This is a genomic window from Paenibacillus sp. LHD-38 (genome assembly GCF_031157315.1).
GTDB lineage: Bacteria > Bacillota > Bacilli > Paenibacillales > Paenibacillaceae > Pristimantibacillus.
In genome coordinates this window covers 1-18,609 of record NZ_JAVIFU010000032.1, presented here as the reverse complement: position 1 = coordinate 18,609, position 18,609 = coordinate 1, and the positions used below count along the sequence as shown (strand labels likewise).

Genomic DNA, 18,609 nt, shown 5'->3' with positions numbered 1-18,609 from the left:
TTAATTATGCCTGTTCAATTATTTAAACCAATTCCCGAATATAGGGATACGAACCATGTCATGGCGGTCAATGATTTTCATTCCAACCATAAGCAGCAAATAGACGATTGCACTCGCTGCGCAAGCAAGAAGCAGATTAATCCATTCCATGGTAAGCGGCTGTTGATTCATTGTAAACCGAGCGGCCGCGCCCATTATAATCATTGCTGCGCCTACTTTGGCGAAATCGAGAAACTTCATATGGAAGCCGATAAATCGTAGTACACTTATGCCATGCAAGACGGTAACGAGCACGATATTAACGTTGATGGCAATAAGGGCACCATATATGCCAAAATCAGGATCAGAGGCGAGCTGTACGATAAGGAACAGTTTAACGATTGCGCCGATTAATGTATTGATTAGCGCTGTTCCCGGTTTATTAAGCGCTTGGAGGGCAGCTTGCAGCGGAGCTTGCAAGTAAATGAAAATGCCAACAGGTGCGATGAGCTGCAGCATTGGCGCTATATCTGCATGATTATAGAGAATTCGGCAAATCGGTTCCGCAAACAAGGTCATTATTACGACAAACGGAGCACCTGATACAAGCGCGAGCCGCATGGATTGATGCAATCTTTTATGAATTAAGGAGTGATCTCCCCGGGCAGCGGCCTCGGATAAAGAAGGAACCAGTGAAACGGCAAGCGAGTACGTTAAGGCCGTAGGCAAGAGAAGAAGCGGTACGATCATTCCCTGAAGAGCACCGTATTGCGCAGTAGCGATGCCAGTTGCAATGCCGGCAGCCGCAAGGCTGCGTGCGGTAAGGATGGATTCCAGCAGGAAGGAGAAGGAACCAACCAATCGACTTCCGGTTACGGGGATCGATAAGCCGAGCAGTCTCCGCAGCACGGGTTCATTTTTGGCTTGCATTTTGGCGTCATGGGCTTCTTCATGTTTTATGCGAGCTTTATCACGATAATATTTCCAAAGCAGAACCGCTAGACCACCGATTTCGCCAACGACGGCTCCGAGCATGGCTCCTGCCGCTGCCCATTCTAAGCCGTAGGGCAGAAGCATGTATGCAAATGAAAGCGATGCGATGATCCGAAGCACTGTTTCTACGATTTGGGAGACGGCAGTCGGTATCATGTTTTGCTTTCCTTGGAAGTATCCGCGGTAGACCGAGGATAAACCGATAATCATGAGCATCGGAGTCATAACCAAAAAGGTTTGGTAGACGCGGGCATCCGGAAGGATATGCGTCGTGATCCATTTCGCTCCGAGCAGCATCACGCCGGTCATAATTATGCTAAGTAAAGCGACGAGCCCCATGGCTGTCCTAAAAATGTACTTTACCCGGTTAGAATCGCCCTGGGACTCGGCTTCCGCAATCCATTTGGCTACGGCAAGAGGTATGCCTCCCGTAATTATGGTGAGCATAACCATAAGAAAGGGGTAGCTGAGCTGATATAAGCCGACACCCTCAGCGCCTATGATTCGCGGCAGTGCGATACGCGGCACGAAACCCAGCAGCCTGTTAATGATGCCTGCAGCAAGCAAAATCATAGCGCCTTTTATAAATGTCTGTTTGGTAGAATTTTTTTGCTTCGCCATATTGAAATACCCTCTTCTCTATCGTGGAATAGCTGGTCTGCGCCTGCCTGAGCTATCAGACGAAGCTGTGAGACAGGCCGGTACTATCATCTTTATGCGCGGCATGTCCGATTCCATGTCATTCATTTTGCAGATTGCAGCTGAGGCGGGCAGGAATTTTGGGGGGACACAGCGAATAGTTGAATTAGAAAAGTTAAAACGGCTGAAACAGACCTAGCGGCAGCGCGTTCTGTGTTTGGTTATAGGGCGGACAAAAGCATGCAGCTGATTCTTACTTATATGGATGATGTTTTATGTCACAAGGTTGTAGGAGGCGCAGCATGGAAGACGAAGAGTTAAGTCGTATGATAGAAGAACTATGTATTAGCAAAGCAGAGGAATTTCAACTCATTGGCTATGAACATGTAACGGGCCAAGAGGTATGGGAATGCGTAAGCGAAAAATACAAGAAGACGGGCCTGCCCGAACTTCACGAATTAGTGAACGATATTTTATCTCTGAAGGTTATGAAATTCATGAATTTCGTGACGATTAGCGCATACAAAGGAACCTCGTTCTAAACAACTGGGTTTCTTTTTTTTGACTCGTTTTTACCGCGTCTGTATAATAGGAATATTGAGATCATAAGGGGGATTAAGACGTATGTTCGGGAAGAGAATTATTGCCTTCCTTGCGATCGTAGTCATTATGTTTGGCGTTATCGCTTGGACAAGCCCATCGCTAGTAAAAGATGTAAGGCTAGGCCTTGATTTAAAAGGCGGATTCGAGGTTTTGTACGAAGCATCGCCGCTTGAGGGCGGTGAGGCGGTTACGCCGGAGTCACTGAAAGAAACAGCAAGAAGCTTGGAAAAAAGAATCGATGAGCTCGGCATTGTGGAGCCTGAGATCACGACAGAAGGTACGAACCGGATTCGCTTGCGGTTAGCCGGGGTAGAAGACGAGAATGAAGTTAGAGAGATTCTCGCCAAACCAATCAACCTGACATTCCGCGGTCCGGACGATAAAATCGAGCTTGACGGCAGCGATTTTAAACCGAACGGCGCAGGCATTGGTTATGATAACTTGAGTAAGCCCTTTGTTACGATAGAGCTAAAAGACGCGAAGAAATTTGAAGAAATTACGACACGTTTAACAGGCCAATATTTAGCTATTTATCTCGATGATAAAGAGCTTTCAAGACCGTCTGTTAACTTTCCTATTTCCGGTGGATCTGCTCAGATTTCGGGCGAGTACACGGTAGATGAAGCGAACGAATTGGCAGATATGATCAACCTTGGAGCACTGCCGCTCAAGCTGACTGAAAAGTATACGCAAAGCGTTGGAGCAAAGCTTGGACTTGCCTCTTTGAAGGACACGGTTGAGGCTGGCATTATCGGAACGGTTATTATATTGGTATTCCTAATCATCTTGTTCCGTATCCCGGGCGTAGTAGCAGGCATTACCGTTGTTACTTATACATGGCTGCTGATCGTCGTATTCAATTTAATGAATGCAACCTTAACTTTGCCAGGTATTGCAGCCTTCGTGCTCGGTATCGGTATGGCGGTCGATGCGAATATCATCATGTACGAGCGGATTAAAGAAGAGATTCGCAGCGGCAAGAGCTTACTGTCCTCTTTGAAAGCCGGTTCGAAAAACTCGTTCCGTACGATTATGGATGCGAACATTACGAACATTATCGCGAGTGCCGTGCTGTATTATATCGGTAATGGCGCGATCCGCGGTTTTGCCTTGACTATGATCTTCAGTATTCTCGTAAGTATGCTGACAAACATTTTCTTGTCCCGTTTCTTGATCATGCTGCTTATCAAGAGCAATCTATTTACAAAACCAAGCTATTATGGCGTGAAGGAGGCAGAAATCCGTGAACTTTAATACAAAGATCCGTTATGATTTTATTGGAAACCGCAACAAGTTCTTTCTGTTCTCAATCACGTTAACGATAGTAGGGATATTATCCTTGCTTTTCTTTAGCCTGAATTTCGGCGTTGATTTCAAGGCCGGTACAAATATGGATATTTCGGTAGGCAAGGAAGCTACTCAGCAGGATGCAAAAGAGATTCTCGTGAAAGCAGGCATTGAAGGCATTACGCCAACTGTTGGCGGAACAGGTAATGAACGTGTATCCGCTCGTTTTGACGAGGTGCTTCCACAGGCCAAAATCGTTGAAATTCAAGAGGGCTTTAAAGCAAAATACGGTGATCAGGTTTCGTCGGAGGTCAACGTTGTATCCCCGGATATGGCACAGGAGCTTGGCATAAAAACGATCTGGGCGATCTTAATCGCGAGCGTCGCGATTATGATTTACGTTATGTTTCGTTTTGAATGGCGCTTTGCGCTGGCCGCGAATATCGCTATCTTGTATGATGCGTTTGTCGTAGTTGCCCTGTTCTCGATCTTCCGTCTTGAAGTGGATCTGCCGTTCATTGCGGCGGTATTGACTACAATCGGATACTCGATTAACGATAAGATTGTAATCTTTGACCGTATCCGTGAAAATTTGCGTTTTGGGCAATACAAAAACCGTGAGCAGCTTGCTGAAATGGTTAATGCGAGTATTTGGCAGACGATGGCAAGAAATGTTTATACCGTATTAGCTGTGCTAATTGTGGCTGTATGTTTGTTTATTTTCGGAAGCGAGTCCATTAAGCTGTTCGCATTGGCAAAAATCATCGGTCTCTCCAGCGGAGCCTATTCTTCAATCTGTATTGCAAGTCCGCTCTGGCTGCTCCTTAAAGGAAAACAGAAACCGAAAGCCGCCGTTAAAACAACGGCATAACCTTATCTTGTTTCAAACGCTTACGAAGTAGGTTTTGCATTCGCAAAACCTTGAGCATACGCTTACGAAGTAGGTTTTGCATTCGCAAAACCTTTTAGGAGGTAATCATGTCAACCACACAGCGATATGTAAAAGCAGAGTCCGCAAGCTGGGCCGGCTTATGGGGAAACATGCTGCTGGCTCTTTTTAAAGGCATAATAGGTTGGTTGTCAGGAAGCAAAGCATTGCTCGCGGATGCGTTTCGAACGGCAGCTGAGGTCGCCGCGGGAGTTGCTGCAATATCTGGACTGAGGGCAAGCCGCCGGCGGAAGGTGGACCACTCCACCACCGCGACGGAAACTGAGGATTTAAGCGGAGAGACGGCGACGACGATTTTGTTGTCTGTCGTCCTTCTTATCATTGGGCTTGAAATTGGAATATCTTCCATTCGAGATATTTCTGACGGTGTGACGACTGCTCCGCATTGGAGCTCGGCAGCAGCCATCGTGCTAACAATGATCGTGCAACAGCTGTTTTTTCCAGAGAAGGATCGGCTGACCGGGATATATTGTTCAGCTGCAGCTTTAGTTGGAGCAAGCGGGGCGATTATTGGGGAAATGCTGTCTATGCCGGTACTGTATTATTTCGATCCGGCTGCAGCGATCGTCATTGCGGTTATAGTTGTGATCAACGGATACAGAATGGCTACCGTCTTTATTCGCAAAGATGGCCATTTGACTTCAACGGATGAAAATCCAGATGAGCTGATGCAGCTCGTTCAGCGGGTTGAAGGTGTCATTACCATACAGTCTATGAGAGCTAAAGAGCATGGGCATTATGTTATTGCGGAAATGGTTATTAGCGTTAATCCGCGAATTTCGGTTCTTGAGGGACAGGAGATTGCGAAGCGGGTAAAGCAGCTCGTGATGAAGCGTTTTATCCATGTCACGGATGTATCGATTTACGTTGAGCCTTATGATCCTGGTTATCCGTATAAGTCCAATCATGATCCTAATCAGGAGCAGATGCCGACACTGCTGCAATAAGAACAGCGACACAGCAGGAGAGGAGGAAAGCAGCGTGATTCAAAGGAAAACAAGGTGGGCATTAGCGCCATGGTCCGTAACCGATGAAGATAAAGCAAAGGATCTGGCATTGAAATTGAGCTTGCCGCCGCTGGTAGCCAAGCTGCTTGTGCAGCGCGGATTTGATGAGCTGGATTCTGCAGAACGCTTTTTACGCGGCGGGATGGAGCATTTTCATGATCCTTATTTATTGCTCGGAATGAAAGAAGCGGTTGAGCGGATTAAACAGGCTGCTTCCCGCAGCGAGAAAATACGGATTTATGGCGATTACGATGCGGACGGCGTATCCAGCACTTCTCTGCTTGTGCATGTCTTTCGCACATTAAATTATAATTTTGATTATTATATCCCGCATCGTGCTTTGGAAGGGTATGGCTTAAACAATAAAGCGATTGAGCTTGCGGCTGAAGAGGGCGTCAAATTAATTGTAACTGTTGATACGGGCATCAGCGCTGTTCAAGAGATTGCATATGCGAAACAGCTGGGAATTGATGTCGTCGTAACCGATCATCATGAGCCTCCGGAGCATACGCCAGAGGCTTGTGCGGTGGTTAACCCTAAACAGGAAAACTGTGGCTACCCGTTCAAAGGTTTGGCAGGCGTTGGCGTGGCTTTTAAATTGGCGCATGCTTTGCTGGAGCGGCCGCCGCTCGAATGGGCGGATATTGTCAGTTTAGGCACGATAGCGGATTTGATGCCGCTGAAGGATGAGAACCGTATTTTAGTCCGCTACGGCTTGGAGCGGCTGCGCAGCCATGCCGGGGTAGGCTTTCGTGCATTGGCGGAGGCCGGCGGTATAGAGCTGGATACCATTACGGCTACCGGGATTGCTTTTGGAATGGCTCCCCGCGTGAATGCAGCCGGCAGGCTGGATCATGCAAAACGGGCGGTAGAGCTGCTTACCACCGAGGATTACGATAATGCGATCCTGGCTGCAATTGGACTGGACAGCTTAAACAAGGAACGGCAGCGCGTAGTGGAGAGCATCGTGAAGGAAGCCGAGCAGCAGTGGCAAGCCAAAATGGCGGAGGCCGAGGCGGCTGGGACAGCGTCTCCGCCTGTCATCGTGCTTGCTGGTGAAGGCTGGAACGTCGGCGTCATCGGGATTGTAGCCTCAAAGCTGCTCGAACGAAACTATAAACCGGTTATCATTCTCGGAATAGATGGGCAGACAGGGATGTGTAAAGGCTCTGCACGCTCGATAGAAGGCTTTGATCTGCATGCAGCTCTTACGGCTTGCGAAGAGCTGCTTGATCATTACGGCGGCCACCAGGCCGCTGCCGGCATGAGCCTTCATCGTGATCGATTGCCTGCTCTCGAGCAGCGCCTTGGCGAGTTGGCGGATGAGTGGCTAAGCGCTGATGATTGGATTCCAAAGACGGCCGTTGATCTTGTTTGCTCCGTGAGCGAAGCAACGCTGGATACCATCAATGAGCTTTCGCAGCTTGAGCCTTTTGGGATGGGAAATCCATCGCCAAGGCTGCTTTTCCAGCGTACCGAGCTGGCAGATCGTCGAACGATAGGCAAGGAATCGAAGCATTTGAAGCTGTCACTCGGGAGCGGCCGCCGTTTATTAGACGGAATCGGTTTCAGTATGGGAATGCTGGCAGAAGGGCTGAAGCCCGGCAGCAAAATCGATGTGATCGGTGAATTATCCGTAAATGAATGGAATGGGCAGCGAAAGCCTCAGCTTCAACTGCATGATGTGCATTTTGATCCCGCTGCGGAACCGTTTCCGGAACGCGAGGATTTCGGCAAGGTATATCAGCAGTTGAAACAGTTCAGCCAAGTGCCTCTCGAAGGATTAAACGTTCGTTTATCCAAGCAAAGCGGTTTATCCTTAGCGACAGTGGAACTCATGCTGGACGTGTTTGAGGAACTGCAGTTTATCGAACGCAGCAATGGGCTGATGAGTGCAGCTTCATCTCCGCAAAAACGAGATTTAGCAAGCTCTGAGCGTTATCGTAAGGCAAAAGAACAATGCGAAGCTTCACAAATGTCGATTGCCAGTCATAGATCATAATGAATAGTTTGAAATGGAAAGGGTTGACCTCAAGTGTCCAATACACAATACAACTTTAAAGATTACATCCGGGTAATTCCAGATTTCCCGCAGCCAGGCATCCGTTTCAAAGATATTACTACGCTATTGAAAGACGGTGGAGCGTACCGCGCTGTTATTGAAGAAATGCGCGCTGCGGTTCAGCACATGAAAATCGATGTTATTGCCGGTCCTGAAGCACGCGGCTTCGTTGTCGGCGCTCCGCTTGCGATTGCATTAGGCGTCGGTTTTGCTCCCATTCGCAAAAGCGGCAAGCTGCCAGGCGAAACGATTACAGCGAGCTATGATCTGGAGTATGGTAATGATCAGCTTGCGATGCACAAGGATGCCATTTCACCAGGGCAGCGCGTACTCATTGCTGACGATTTGCTGGCAACGGGCGGTACGATAGCGACATCGATCAATTTGATTCGCCAGCTTGGCGGAGAAGTTGTCGGCGCGGCTTTCCTCATCGAGCTCGCTTACTTAACAGGTCGTGAGAAGCTTGAGGGAATTGAAGTTTTTTCAGTAATGACTTACGAATAAATTACGCGGTTTAATCTGCCTTCACATGCACCGTCTGTTACTTCCAACGCTTTATGCGGGGAGGCCAGGCGGTTTTATTTTATTAAGGAAGGCCCACAGTAGTTGACGTGGTGCTGGTATTACAGGCATAATATTATAAAAACTCGGAAAACGCATGAATGGGATCCGCCAGGAGTGTAATCAGAAAGGGACGTTTCATGGGCATTGAGCATTTACTCGAGAAGGCATCCGCCTATATGAAAGAGCAGGACCTTATACGCATCCAGGAAGCCTATGACTTTGCGGAGCAAGCCCATCACGGCCAAGTGCGGAAATCGGGAGAGCCATATATTTTGCATCCCGTAGCGGTTGCGGATATTCTTGTCGATATGCAGATGGACGTGCTGTCGATTATCGCGGCATTGCTTCATGATGTCGTTGAGGATACGACTGTAGATTTGCAGACGGTTCGCGCGAAATTTGGCGAAACCTGCGCGATGCTGGTAGACGGTCTAACAAAGCTCGAAAAAATTCAATTTCGTTCAAAAGAAGAGCAGCAAAACGAAAATTATCGTAAAATGTTTGTCGCGATGGCTCAGGACATACGCGTCATTCTTATTAAATTAGCAGATCGCTTGCATAATATGCGCACGCTCAAATTCCAGTCGGAAGAAGCGCAGCGCCGCATTGCATACGAAACTTTAGAAATTTTTTGCCCCATTGCTCATCGCTTGGGTATTTCAGCGATCAAATGGGAAATGGAAGATATTGCACTTCGTTATTTGAACCCGCAGCAATATTACCGTATTGCAAATCTTATGAAGAAGAAACGCGCGGAACGTGAGCAGTTTATTGAGGATGTCATCGGACGGATAACGGAGAAGCTTGAGGAAATGGGCATTGAAGGCGACATTTCCGGGCGTCCGAAACATCTTTATAGCATTTATAAGAAAATGACCGATCGCAACAAGCAATTTACCGAAATCTATGATCTGCTTGCGATTCGGATTATCGTGGATAACATAAAGGATTGTTATGCTACGCTAGGTATTATTCATACGCTTTGGAAACCGATGCCAGGCCGCTTTAAGGACTATATCGCGATGCCGAAGGCGAATATGTATCAATCACTGCATACAACGGTTATCGGGCCAAATGGCGAGCCTACAGAGGTGCAGATTCGAACTTGGGAGATGCACCGTACATCGGAATACGGAATTGCGGCCCATTGGGCCTACAAAGAAGGTACGCTTGTACCTGGCGGCAACTTCGAAGACAAGATGTCTTGGTTCCGAGAAATATTGGAGCTGCAGCATGAGGCGCGCGATGCCTCTGAATTTATGGAATCGCTCAAAATGGACTTTTTTGCCGATCTCGTATTTGTGTTTACGCCAAGCGGGGAAGTCATTGAGCTGCCTGCGGGCTCCGTTCCGCTGGATTTTGCATATCGAATTCATACGGAGGTCGGCAATCGGACGATCGGTGCAAAGCTAAACGGCCGGATTGTCCCGCTTGACCATAAGCTGAAGACTGGCGATATTGTTGAGATCTTGACATCGAAGCATTCATACGGGCCAAGTCAGGATTGGGTCAAAATTGCTCAGTCCTCGCATGCACGAAGCAAAATTCGGCAGTGGTTTAAGAAGGAACGGCGCGAGGAGAACGTATCCAAGGGCAAGGATTTGCTTGAGCGTGAGCTGAAGCGCCTAGGACTTGAGCCTTCAGCTTGGCTTCAGGACGACAAGCTGCAGGAGGCAGCATCGAAGTTTGCCTTCAATGACATCGAAGATATGATGTCTGCCATCGGATTTGGCGGGATTACGGCGGCTCAAATCTGCACGAAGCTTACGGAGAAGATGCGCAGAGAGGCGGAGCTGGCTAACCAGCTTGAGCTTACGAGCGAAGTGAAGGAAATTAAATCGCCGGGCAATCGGAAGCCTAGACCGAATCAAGGCGTTACGGTAAAGGGCATCGATAATTTGCTGGTTCGCTTTGCCCGCTGCTGCAACCCTGTACCAGGTGATTCTATTATTGGTTACATTACGCGCGGTCGCGGCGTCTCTGTCCACCGTATGGATTGCCAGAACATTCCTTTTGGCGATCAAGGTGAAGAGGGCGAACGCGTAATCGAAGTGGAATGGGAAAATTCGATCGACGCAAACTACAGCGTTGATATCGAGATAACGGGCAATGATCGCAGAGGCCTTCTGAACGAGGTGCTGCAGGCTGTCTCGGAAAGCAAAACGAATATTTCAGCTGTAACCGGACGCACGGTTAAGAACATGTCGCTTATTCATATAACGGTGCTTATTCGCAACATTGAGCATCTCACCTCAGTGGTGGAGAAAATAAAACGCGTACAGGATATTTATTCCGTCCAACGGATTATGCAATAAACGATTGGCATGGGGAATAAGGCAAGCGAAGCGCAAATCGGGGGTTCTGAAGGCAGTGAAGGTTGTCGTTCAACGGAGTAAACAGGCTAAGGTCGTCATTGACGGGGAAATCGTTGGTTCCATAGATTCAGGCCTCGTACTGCTGGTAGGGATCACGCATGAGGATACGGAAGCAGACGTGAAGTGGATGGCGGAAAAAGTGGTTAACCTGCGAATTTTCGAAGACGAATCAGGAAAAATGAATCATTCCGTCGCCGATATCGGCGGCCAGCTGCTTTCTGTTTCGCAGTTTACGCTCTATGGCGACTGCCGTAAGGGCAGAAGGCCGAATTTTATGGCGGCAGCAAGGCCGGAGCAGGCGGAGAAGCTTTACGACAGCTTTAACGACACACTTCGTTCTATGGGTTTAAAAGTGGCAACGGGGCGCTTTGGAGCGATGATGGAAGTGGAGCTCGTTAACTCGGGACCGGTGACGTTAATTTTGGAAAGCAGTATGTAAGACGGCGATCGCGGGAAACAATATAGACAATAAGCTTTGCAGGCAGATCAATAATTTTGCCCAAGCTTAATGTGATATTGGAGGAAATTCGCGAATGCATCAATCACGCAAAGAGCAAGGCATTGAACGGGTATCTCGAAGATTGCTGCATCCCGATCGCAGAGAAGCCAAAGTGTTTGCTGAGCTTGAGGATGATATTGAAGCGGCTGAAGAATGGGCAGGCTTTCCGCAGCATCCCAGGCGCGATCATCCGAGTCATTTATAGGTGGATCTGGGCGCCGTCCGAGTGTAAAGCTCGGGCGGTGTTACGTTAATAGGGCTGAATACCGCTCCATTTCCTAAAAAAGCAGGCAAGCGCCGTAAAAACGCTTTCGAAATTGTAATATTACTGTAATCAATCTCTAACTTTCTTTTAACATCATTAACCTATAATAGAACTCGACCCCCTTTTTAAAAATATATTTTACTTTTGGACCTACAAACACGTTTTGTAGGTTTTTTTCTGTCCATCTCAATGGGGCCGATTGCTGCAGGGCTAGAACGATCTTGACTTTAATCATTGTCAGAGGTAAAATTAATCCTCAGTATAGATATGGATTCATTGATGGGACAAAGTAATTCTTCACGTTATATCCAGAGAGGGGCGCCAATAGGCTGCAAGCGTCCTTATATCGGCAGAATGAACAGACTTCCCGGAGAACAGACGGTGAACAGCGGCAGGGAGCAAGCAATAGGCTTGGCAACTTACGCGAATTAGCTGGACTGCGGATGACGGGCGTTAACCGTCTTTGAGCGAGCTGTTGCATAGGATGCAGGCTCGAAATGTGGGTGGTACCACGGGAGATTCACTCTCGTCCCTTATGGCGCAAGCTGTTAGGAACGGGAGTTTTTTGCGTTTTCCGAACTTTAAAACATTTATTACGGGGCCAGGAGGGAAATTACAATGGCATTTCAGAAAATGCCGGGCACGCAGGATATTTTGCCTGGCGCGGTAGAGAGATGGCAATATGTGGAGCAAAAAGCGCGCGATATTTGCCAACGTTACAACTTCCGTGAAATACGCACGCCGATCTTCGAATCCACGGAGCTGTTTCAGCGGGGTGTCGGTGAAACGACTGACATTGTTGAGAAAGAAATGTACACCTTCACGGACCGCGGTAATCGCAGCCTGACGCTGCGTCCGGAAGGAACCGCCGGCGTGGTGAGATCTTATGTGGAGAACAAGCTGTATGGAGAGCCGGATGTGTCTAAGCTGTACTATATCGGACCGATGTTCAGGTACGAACGGCCGCAGGCTGGACGCTACCGTCAGCTGCATCAATTTGGGGTTGAGGCCTTGGGGTCCGTTGATCCTGCCATTGACGCAGAGGTTATCGCGCTTGGTTATACCTTCTACACTGAGGTTGGCCTCAAGGGTGTTCGAGTCGAGATCAATTCCGTCGGGACTCTGGCTGTCCGCTTAGTCTTCCGCGAGCGTCTGCTTGCTTTTCTCGAGCCTAAGCGGGAGCTGCTTTGCAAGGATTGTCAGTCTAGGATGGACCGTAATCCGCTTCGCGTTCTCGATTGCAAAGTGGACCAAGAACATTTTACGGACGCGCCATCTATTTTGGACAGCTTGGACGAGGAATGCCAGCTCCATTTTGATAAAGTGAAAATGTACTTGACCGATATGGGCATTCCTTATGAAATCAACCACCGGCTCGTACGCGGGCTCGACTATTACACCCATACAGCCTTTGAATATAAGGCAGAAGGCATCGGTACGATAGATACCGTCGGAGGCGGAGGCCGCTATAACGGTCTGGTTTCGGAAATCGGCGGGCCGGATCAGCCTGGTGTCGGTCTTGGGCTTGGGCTTGAAAGAACGATTTTGCTGCTGCAGCATCAAGAAACGGAATTGCCTGTGTTTAACCAGGTGGACGTTTATGTTGTTGCTCTTGGTGACGCGGCAGAACGCGAGGTTACGAAGCTTGTCTACCAGCTTAGGCAGCGGGGAATTCGAGCGGAGCGCGATTATCTCGGACGCAAGATGAAGGCTCAAATGAAGTCTGCGGACCGTTTGCAAGCCCGTTATACCGCTATCCTAGGGGATGATGAGCTGGAGCGCGGCGAAATTTCACTTAAGGATATGGCAAAAGGCGAGCAGCGCGTTGTAGCGCTTAATAAGCTCGCTGATGAAATCATTGGTTAATGATCTACCCATAAATAATCTAACTAAACGAGGAGCATGAAAACTATGTTGTTGAAAACACATCATTGCGGACGCTTAACGAAAGCGGACGTTGGTCAAACGGTAATTCTAAACGGCTGGGTACAGCGTCGCCGCGATCTTGGCGGCGTGTTATTTATTGATTTGCGCGACCGTTCAGGCATTGTACAAACGGTATTTAACCCGGATTTCTCCGGCGATGCGCTAGCGATTGCTGACCGCGCTCGTAACGAGTTCGTACTTGCAATTCAAGGGACAGTCGTAGAGCGTGATGCAGAAACGTACAACGCGAACCTGGCTACGGGTGAAATTGAAGTGCGTGTTACGAAAATCGAAGTCATGAATGCTGCAAAAACGCCTCCTTTCCCAATTGAAGACGGCGTAGAAGTGGATGAGTCGCTTCGCTTGAAATATCGCTACCTGGACCTTCGTCGCCCAGAAATGCAAAAAACATTGTTCCTGCGCTCCAAAGCAGCTAAGGTATTCCGCGATTTCCTAGATGGAGAAGGCTTTATCGATGTGGAAACGCCAATTTTGACGAAAAGCACGCCAGAAGGCGCTCGCGATTACTTGGTGCCGAGCCGCGTGCATGAAGGCGAATTTTTTGCCCTGCCGCAATCGCCGCAAATTTTCAAGCAGCTTCTCATGGTAGGCGGAATTGAGCGCTATTACCAAATTGCCCGCTGTTTCCGCGATGAGGATCTTCGTGCAGACCGTCAACCGGAATTCACGCAAGTCGACATCGAGACATCCTTCCTTTCGCAGGATCAATTGCTCGCTATGATGGAAGAGCTGACAGCTAAGCTTCTTAAAGAAACAGTCGGCGTAGAGCTTGAGCTTCCATTCCAACGTATTACGTATGCGGATGCGATGAACAAATACGGTTCTGATAAGCCAGACCTTCGTTTTGGACTTGAAATTGAAGATATTACGGATATCGTATCCGGCAGCGAAGTGAAAGTATTCGCAAGCGTAGCGGCAGGCGGCGGTGTTGTCAAAGCGCTTAATGCCAAGGGCTGTGCAAGCTGGAGCCGCAAGGAGCTAGACGACCTGCAGCCGTTCGCTGCGCGTTACGGCGGTAAAGGTCTTGCTTGGATTACGGTAAAGGATGGCGAATGGCGCGGTCCGATCGTGAAATTCCTTAAGCCGGAAGAAATTGCTGCCCTAACCGAGCGCCTGCAAGTAGAAGACGGCGATTTGCTCACTTTCTCCGCAGATAAGAAAAAAGTCGTTTCTGATGTCCTTGGCAACCTCCGTTCAAAACTGGGCAAGGACCTCGGCTTGATCGACGAATCCAAATTCAAATTCGCTTGGGTTGTAGATTTCCCATTGCTTGGATGGGATGAGGATGCTAAGCGTTATGTAGCAGAGCATCATCCGTTCACGCGTCCGAATGAAGAAGACCTTCATTTCTTCGATACTGATCCAGGTCAAATCCGTGCGCAAGCATACGATCTTGTTCTGAACGGCTATGAAGTCGGCGGCGGTTCGATGCGTATTTATAAACGTGAAGTTCAAGAGCAAATGTTTAAAGCACTGGGCTTCAGCATGGAAGAAGCACAAGAAAAATTCGGCTTCCTGCTGGATGCATTCGAATATGGCACGCCTCCACACGGCGGTATTGCTTTCGGCTTCGACCGTCTAGTCATGCTGCTAACGGGTCGTACTAACCTGCGCGAAACGATTGCCTTCCCGAAAACGGCAAGCGCTACGGATCTGCTTTGCGACGCACCTTCCGAGGTCGAGCTATCGCAGCTTGAGCAATTGCATATCCGTACCGTGATTAAGCCTAAGCAGCCAGTAGCCGCAGCAGCTGCAGCACCTGCTGCGGAAACAAACGAAAAATAAGCAATTAATGCGAAGGAGGCGGCAGCCTGATGCTTCACCAATTTTCACGTACGGAGCTGGCGATTGGTCCAGAAGGGCTTGAGCTAATGAAGGGGAGCACGGTTGCCGTGCTCGGCATCGGAGGCGTTGGCGGCATTGCCGCTGAGGCGCTTGCACGTACAGGCGTTGGACGGATTATCCTTGTTGACAAGGATGTCGTGGATATAACGAACGTGAACCGACAAATCCATGCGCTGACAACGACGGTCGGCCAGCCTAAGGCTGATCTTATGCGCGATCGGATTAAGCTTATTAATCCAGAGTGTGATGTCGTTGCGCTTCGGATGTTTTATACGGAAGAAACCTATGAGCAGTTTTTCGAGTATCCGCTCGATTACGTTGTGGATGCATCCGATACGATTTCGTATAAGATCCATCTTATTAAACAGTGCCTGGAGCGGAAAATACCGATTATCTCGAGTATGGGTGCAGCAAATAAGATGGATCCGACTAAGTTTCAGGTTGTCGATATTTCAAAGACACATACCGATCCTTTAGCGCGGGTCATCCGCACGAAACTGCGCAAGGAAGGCATTAAACGCGGCGTGAAGGTCGTATTCTCGACCGAGCTTCCAATGAAGCCGCGGGAGGATGTTACCAAGAAAATCGTCCCGGATAATGCGCCTGAGATTCGTAAGGCCAAGCAGCCCCCGGCGAGCAATGCCTTTGTTCCGCCGGTTGCCGGTCTCATTATGGTCAGCGTCGTAGTGAATGACTTGTTGGCAGCTGGCGGGATCGAGCTATGAACGAAGCGCTTGTCAAGAAGCTGAGGCTGACGCCGGAGATGAAAGCACTGGTGCTTAAGCCGCCGTCTGAGCATTATTTGACAGAGCTTGGATTGAGCACAGACGCAAGCGTCGCAGATGCAGAAGGACACTATGATTTTGTGCTTTTGTTCATTATGAATCTGGCCGAGCTGGAAGAGAATGCGCCGGCAGCCATTCAGGCGGTTAAACCGGATGGTTTGTTATGGATTTCTTATCCGAAGGGCACCTCCAAGATAAAGACGGATATTAACCGTGACACCGGCTGGAGACTCATGCTTACATTTCACGTGGAGGGTGTCGCCATGATTGCCATGGACGATATCTGGTCTTCCATGCGCTACCGCCCGGCAGGCGCTGCCAATGAAGGTACAAAGCGTCGTACAGCCTCCGCCGCATTGGAGAGCTTGTCGATAGGCAGGGTATCCACGTCTTCGCAATCGGCAGAGGAGGCGGTGCTGCCGGAAGACTTCGCAGCAGCCCTGCAGGCCTCAAACGCAGCAGAGCAAATTTTTCGCGGTAGTCTAACGGCAGCGAAAAGACGAGATTTTGTAAAATGGATCACCGATGCGAAACGTGCAGAAACACGTGCGAATCGCGTTACAGCATCGATAGAAAAGCTGGAGAATGGCCTTAAATCTCCATTTGATAAATAACAATCAAGTATAGCCGTTTCGCAACTGAAGCTGATGAAGCTTTTTTCTGCGAAGCGGCTATTTTCATAGGCAGGCATCTGCCGTTAAGCCGCTTATCTGGCGAACAAATGTGCTTGTATGCTATGATCGGTATAACAGATGGCAGAAGGTTGGGGAGCAGGATGGACTTATTTTCTTATCAAGATGAAGAATTGCCGCGTGCCAGGCTGCTTGCAGATCGTATGCGGCCGCAGACATTAGACGAATATATTGGGCAAGAACATATAGTAGGTGCAGGCAAGCTGCTGCGTAGAGCCATTGAAGGCGATCAGGTGTCTTCTATTTTGTTATATGGTCCGCCAGGCTGCGGTAAAACGACGCTGGCCCATATCATTTCTTTGCGGACGGCAGGCAATTTCGTGAAGCTTAATGCGGTGGATGCTTCGGTTAAGGATGTGCGGGAAGTTATTGATCAGGCTCGCACGAATAAAGGGATGTATGGTAAGAAGACGATTCTATTCTTAGATGAGGTACATCGCTTTAATACGGCAAGGCAGGATGCGCTGCTTCCCGCTGTTGAGCAGGGCATCATTATTTTTATCGGGGCAACGCCCGATTATATATACAAAAATCAGAGTGAAAAATTAAAATCACTTGTGGAGACGCGGTTATACGAATTATTCGCCAAAGTGAAAATCAATTTGGAGAAAAATTATCAGGTGAAAGGGGGGTGGAGCAATGTATCAAGAGCCGTTAGCGCATAAAATGAGACCAACAACGATCGACGAAGTGATTGGGCAGCGGCACTTATTGGGCGACGGAAAGCCGATCAGGCGCATGTTGCAAAATAAAAAAATTTCGTCCATGATTTTGTTCGGTCCGCCTGGTATCGGTAAAACTTCCATTGCGAACGCGATTGCTAACAGCATCTCTCTCCCGTTTATGAAATTAAACGCTGTAGCGGCAGGCAAAAAGGATTTAGAGGATGTTGTCAAGCAAGGCAAAATCCTTGAATGTACGATTTGTCTCTATGTAGATGAGATACACCGCTTTTCGAAAACGCAAATTGAATATCTTCTTCCATATTTGGAATCGGGCGAAATTGTCCTTATTGGCTCAACAACGGAGTCGGTTATGCATTCGCTGCCATCCGCAATTTTGTCACGTTGCGCAATTTATGAACTGAAGCCGTTAACTCCTGAGGAAATAAAAATCGGTTTAGGGCGCGCACTCAAAGATCGCGAACGAGGGCTAGGCTTTTTTTCCGTCCGCTTTGAAGATGAAGCATTCGATCATATTGCTGCGGTGAGCGGCGGCGATTTGCGAACTGCGCTAAATGCCCTTGAATCGTTGGTTATTTCAAACATTCAAATCGGCTTGGACGTCGAAACCGTAATCACGATTGAAATGGTTGAAGAAACGCTCAATAAAAAGAGCATGGGCTACAACGGCGAAGACACTTTGTATAACTTACAAAGCGCCTATCAGAAGAGCTGCCGTGGATCAGATATTAATGCTGCGATGCATTACTTGGCGCGGATGCTCGAATCGGGCGACCTCGTGACCATTTGCAGACGTATGCTTGTCATCGCATGGGAAGATGTTGGACTAGCTGATCCAAACGTGGGTAACATCGTGCTAAGTGCAGTGCTTTCTGCTGAGCGCTTGGGGCTGCCTGAGGCGCGCATTCCGCTTGCAGTAGCCACGTCCGTCATTTGTCTTACCCCGAAATCCAACACAGCCTACACCGCGTTAGATCGTGCTTGGGATGATATACGCAAAGGTAAAGTCGGCGACATTCCAGATTCGCTAAAAGATGCGCATTATAACGGCGCCGCACAGCTTGGCCGCGGCATTGGTTATAAGTACCCGCATGATTTCGGCGGCTGGGTGGATCAGCAATACCTTCCTGATGTGTTGAAAGACGTGGAATATTACGTCCCAAAAGAACGCGGCGCCGAAAAAGCTTACGCAGCTTCGTATAATAAGATAAAGGAATTAAAAGGCAAATAATCGAAGTGTCAAATAAAACAGCCTGCTAGAACTTTTATACCGTTCAAGTTGGCTGTTTTTCATTAATCGGTCCGAGGATCCGTTAAACTAAACCAGCTAATATCTTGTCAAGATTTTTCTAATTAACGAACGATTGATTGATGTTATACTGGAAAATGAGCATCCCAAATAACCCTCCTTATTATGATGGAAGGTATTTCATAT

General features: G+C 48.4%; 15 protein-coding genes and 1 pseudogene. 15 read left to right on the top strand and 1 reads right to left on the bottom strand.

Annotated features, from left to right (window positions below):
- Window positions 1-18: 18 nt before the first annotated feature.
- Window positions 19-1,593: a stage V sporulation protein B gene (gene spoVB / locus RCO25_RS23205; protein WP_308998507.1), complete on the bottom strand. Its 1,575-nt coding sequence runs from the start codon at window positions 1,591-1,593 to the stop codon at window positions 19-21.
- Window positions 1,594-1,913: 320 nt separating this feature from the next.
- Here spoVB and RCO25_RS23200 point away from each other — a divergent pair, with 320 nt between their 5' ends.
- The 15 genes and pseudogenes from RCO25_RS23200 to RCO25_RS23130 all read left to right on the top strand — a co-directional run bounded on the left by RCO25_RS23200 (window position 1,914) and on the right by RCO25_RS23130 (window position 18,405).
- Window positions 1,914-2,153 (top strand): post-transcriptional regulator, encoded by a 240-nt coding sequence (locus RCO25_RS23200; protein ID WP_308998506.1) that lies wholly within the window; start codon window positions 1,914-1,916, stop codon window positions 2,151-2,153.
- 82 nt (window positions 2,154-2,235) lie between these two features.
- Window positions 2,236-3,468, top strand: coding sequence for a protein translocase subunit SecD (gene secD, locus RCO25_RS23195; RefSeq protein ID WP_308998505.1), 1,233 nt, complete (start codon window positions 2,236-2,238; stop codon window positions 3,466-3,468).
- The gene (secF, locus tag RCO25_RS23190; protein WP_308998504.1) at window positions 3,458-4,372 is read left to right on the top strand and encodes a protein translocase subunit SecF; all 915 of its coding nucleotides are present in this window, start codon (window positions 3,458-3,460) and stop codon (window positions 4,370-4,372) included. The genes secD and secF overlap by 11 nt, the downstream gene beginning before the upstream one ends.
- Before the next feature lie 107 nt (window positions 4,373-4,479).
- Window positions 4,480-5,397, top strand: coding sequence for a cation diffusion facilitator family transporter (locus RCO25_RS23185; RefSeq protein ID WP_308998503.1), 918 nt, complete (start codon window positions 4,480-4,482; stop codon window positions 5,395-5,397).
- 34 nt (window positions 5,398-5,431) lie between these two features.
- Window positions 5,432-7,459 carry a single-stranded-DNA-specific exonuclease RecJ gene (gene recJ / locus RCO25_RS23180; protein ID WP_308998502.1) on the top strand — a complete coding sequence of 676 codons (2,028 nt, stop codon included), beginning with the start codon at window positions 5,432-5,434 and terminating at the stop codon, window positions 7,457-7,459.
- 33 nt (window positions 7,460-7,492) lie between these two features.
- Entirely contained in the window at window positions 7,493-8,023 is a 531-nt protein-coding gene (locus RCO25_RS23175) for an adenine phosphoribosyltransferase (RefSeq protein ID WP_308998501.1), read from the top strand.
- Window positions 8,024-8,220: 197 nt separating this feature from the next.
- The gene (locus tag RCO25_RS23170) at window positions 8,221-10,398 is read left to right on the top strand and encodes a RelA/SpoT family protein (protein ID WP_308998500.1); all 2,178 of its coding nucleotides are present in this window, start codon (window positions 8,221-8,223) and stop codon (window positions 10,396-10,398) included.
- Between the two features lie 55 nt (window positions 10,399-10,453).
- Window positions 10,454-10,897 carry a D-aminoacyl-tRNA deacylase gene (gene dtd, locus RCO25_RS23165; RefSeq protein ID WP_308998499.1) on the top strand — a complete coding sequence of 148 codons (444 nt, stop codon included), beginning with the start codon at window positions 10,454-10,456 and terminating at the stop codon, window positions 10,895-10,897.
- 94 nt (window positions 10,898-10,991) lie between these two features.
- Window positions 10,992-11,162 (top strand): hypothetical protein, encoded by a 171-nt coding sequence (locus tag RCO25_RS23160; protein WP_308998498.1) that lies wholly within the window; start codon window positions 10,992-10,994, stop codon window positions 11,160-11,162.
- 678 nt (window positions 11,163-11,840) lie between these two features.
- Window positions 11,841-13,088, top strand: coding sequence for a histidine--tRNA ligase (hisS, locus tag RCO25_RS23155; RefSeq protein WP_308998497.1), 1,248 nt, complete (start codon window positions 11,841-11,843; stop codon window positions 13,086-13,088).
- 45 nt (window positions 13,089-13,133) lie between these two features.
- On the top strand, window positions 13,134-14,954 hold the full coding sequence (gene aspS / locus RCO25_RS23150; RefSeq protein WP_308998496.1) for an aspartate--tRNA ligase: 1,821 nt from the start codon (window positions 13,134-13,136) through the stop codon (window positions 14,952-14,954).
- Between the two features lie 29 nt (window positions 14,955-14,983).
- A complete protein-coding gene (locus tag RCO25_RS23145) occupies window positions 14,984-15,739 on the top strand; it encodes a tRNA threonylcarbamoyladenosine dehydratase (protein WP_308998495.1) in 756 nt (251 codons plus the stop codon).
- Window positions 15,736-16,413, top strand: a complete 678-nt coding sequence (locus tag RCO25_RS23140) for a YdeI/OmpD-associated family protein (protein WP_308998494.1) — start codon at window positions 15,736-15,738, stop codon at window positions 16,411-16,413. Before RCO25_RS23145 ends, RCO25_RS23140 begins: the two co-directional genes overlap by 4 nt.
- Before the next feature lie 161 nt (window positions 16,414-16,574).
- Window positions 16,575-17,009 (top strand): annotated as a pseudogene (locus RCO25_RS23135) (AAA family ATPase); the annotation flags it as partial.
- A 121-nt stretch (window positions 17,010-17,130) separates the two neighbouring features.
- On the top strand, window positions 17,131-18,405 hold the full coding sequence (locus tag RCO25_RS23130; protein WP_308998492.1) for a replication-associated recombination protein A: 1,275 nt from the start codon (window positions 17,131-17,133) through the stop codon (window positions 18,403-18,405).
- Window positions 18,406-18,609: the final 204 nt, after the last annotated feature.

Excerpts from the sequence above, each read along its gene's own strand:
- RCO25_RS23185 (WP_308998503.1), top strand. The coding sequence starts at position 4,480 with ATGTCAACCACACAGCGATATGTAAAAGCAGAGTCCGCAAGCTGGGCC.
- RCO25_RS23170 (WP_308998500.1), top strand. The coding sequence starts at position 8,221 with ATGGGCATTGAGCATTTACTCGAGAAGGCATCCGCCTATATGAAAGAG.
- spoVB (WP_308998507.1), bottom strand. The coding sequence starts at position 1,593 with ATGGCGAAGCAAAAAAATTCTACCAAACAGACATTTATAAAAGGCGCT.
- RCO25_RS23130 (WP_308998492.1), top strand. The coding sequence starts at position 17,131 with ATGTATCAAGAGCCGTTAGCGCATAAAATGAGACCAACAACGATCGAC.
- secD (WP_308998505.1), top strand. The coding sequence starts at position 2,236 with ATGTTCGGGAAGAGAATTATTGCCTTCCTTGCGATCGTAGTCATTATG.
- RCO25_RS23140 (WP_308998494.1), top strand. The coding sequence starts at position 15,736 with ATGAACGAAGCGCTTGTCAAGAAGCTGAGGCTGACGCCGGAGATGAAA.
- RCO25_RS23145 (WP_308998495.1), top strand. The coding sequence starts at position 14,984 with ATGCTTCACCAATTTTCACGTACGGAGCTGGCGATTGGTCCAGAAGGG.
- RCO25_RS23160 (WP_308998498.1), top strand. The coding sequence starts at position 10,992 with ATGCATCAATCACGCAAAGAGCAAGGCATTGAACGGGTATCTCGAAGA.
- aspS (WP_308998496.1), top strand. The coding sequence starts at position 13,134 with ATGTTGTTGAAAACACATCATTGCGGACGCTTAACGAAAGCGGACGTT.
- RCO25_RS23200 (WP_308998506.1), top strand. The coding sequence starts at position 1,914 with ATGGAAGACGAAGAGTTAAGTCGTATGATAGAAGAACTATGTATTAGC.
- hisS (WP_308998497.1), top strand. The coding sequence starts at position 11,841 with ATGGCATTTCAGAAAATGCCGGGCACGCAGGATATTTTGCCTGGCGCG.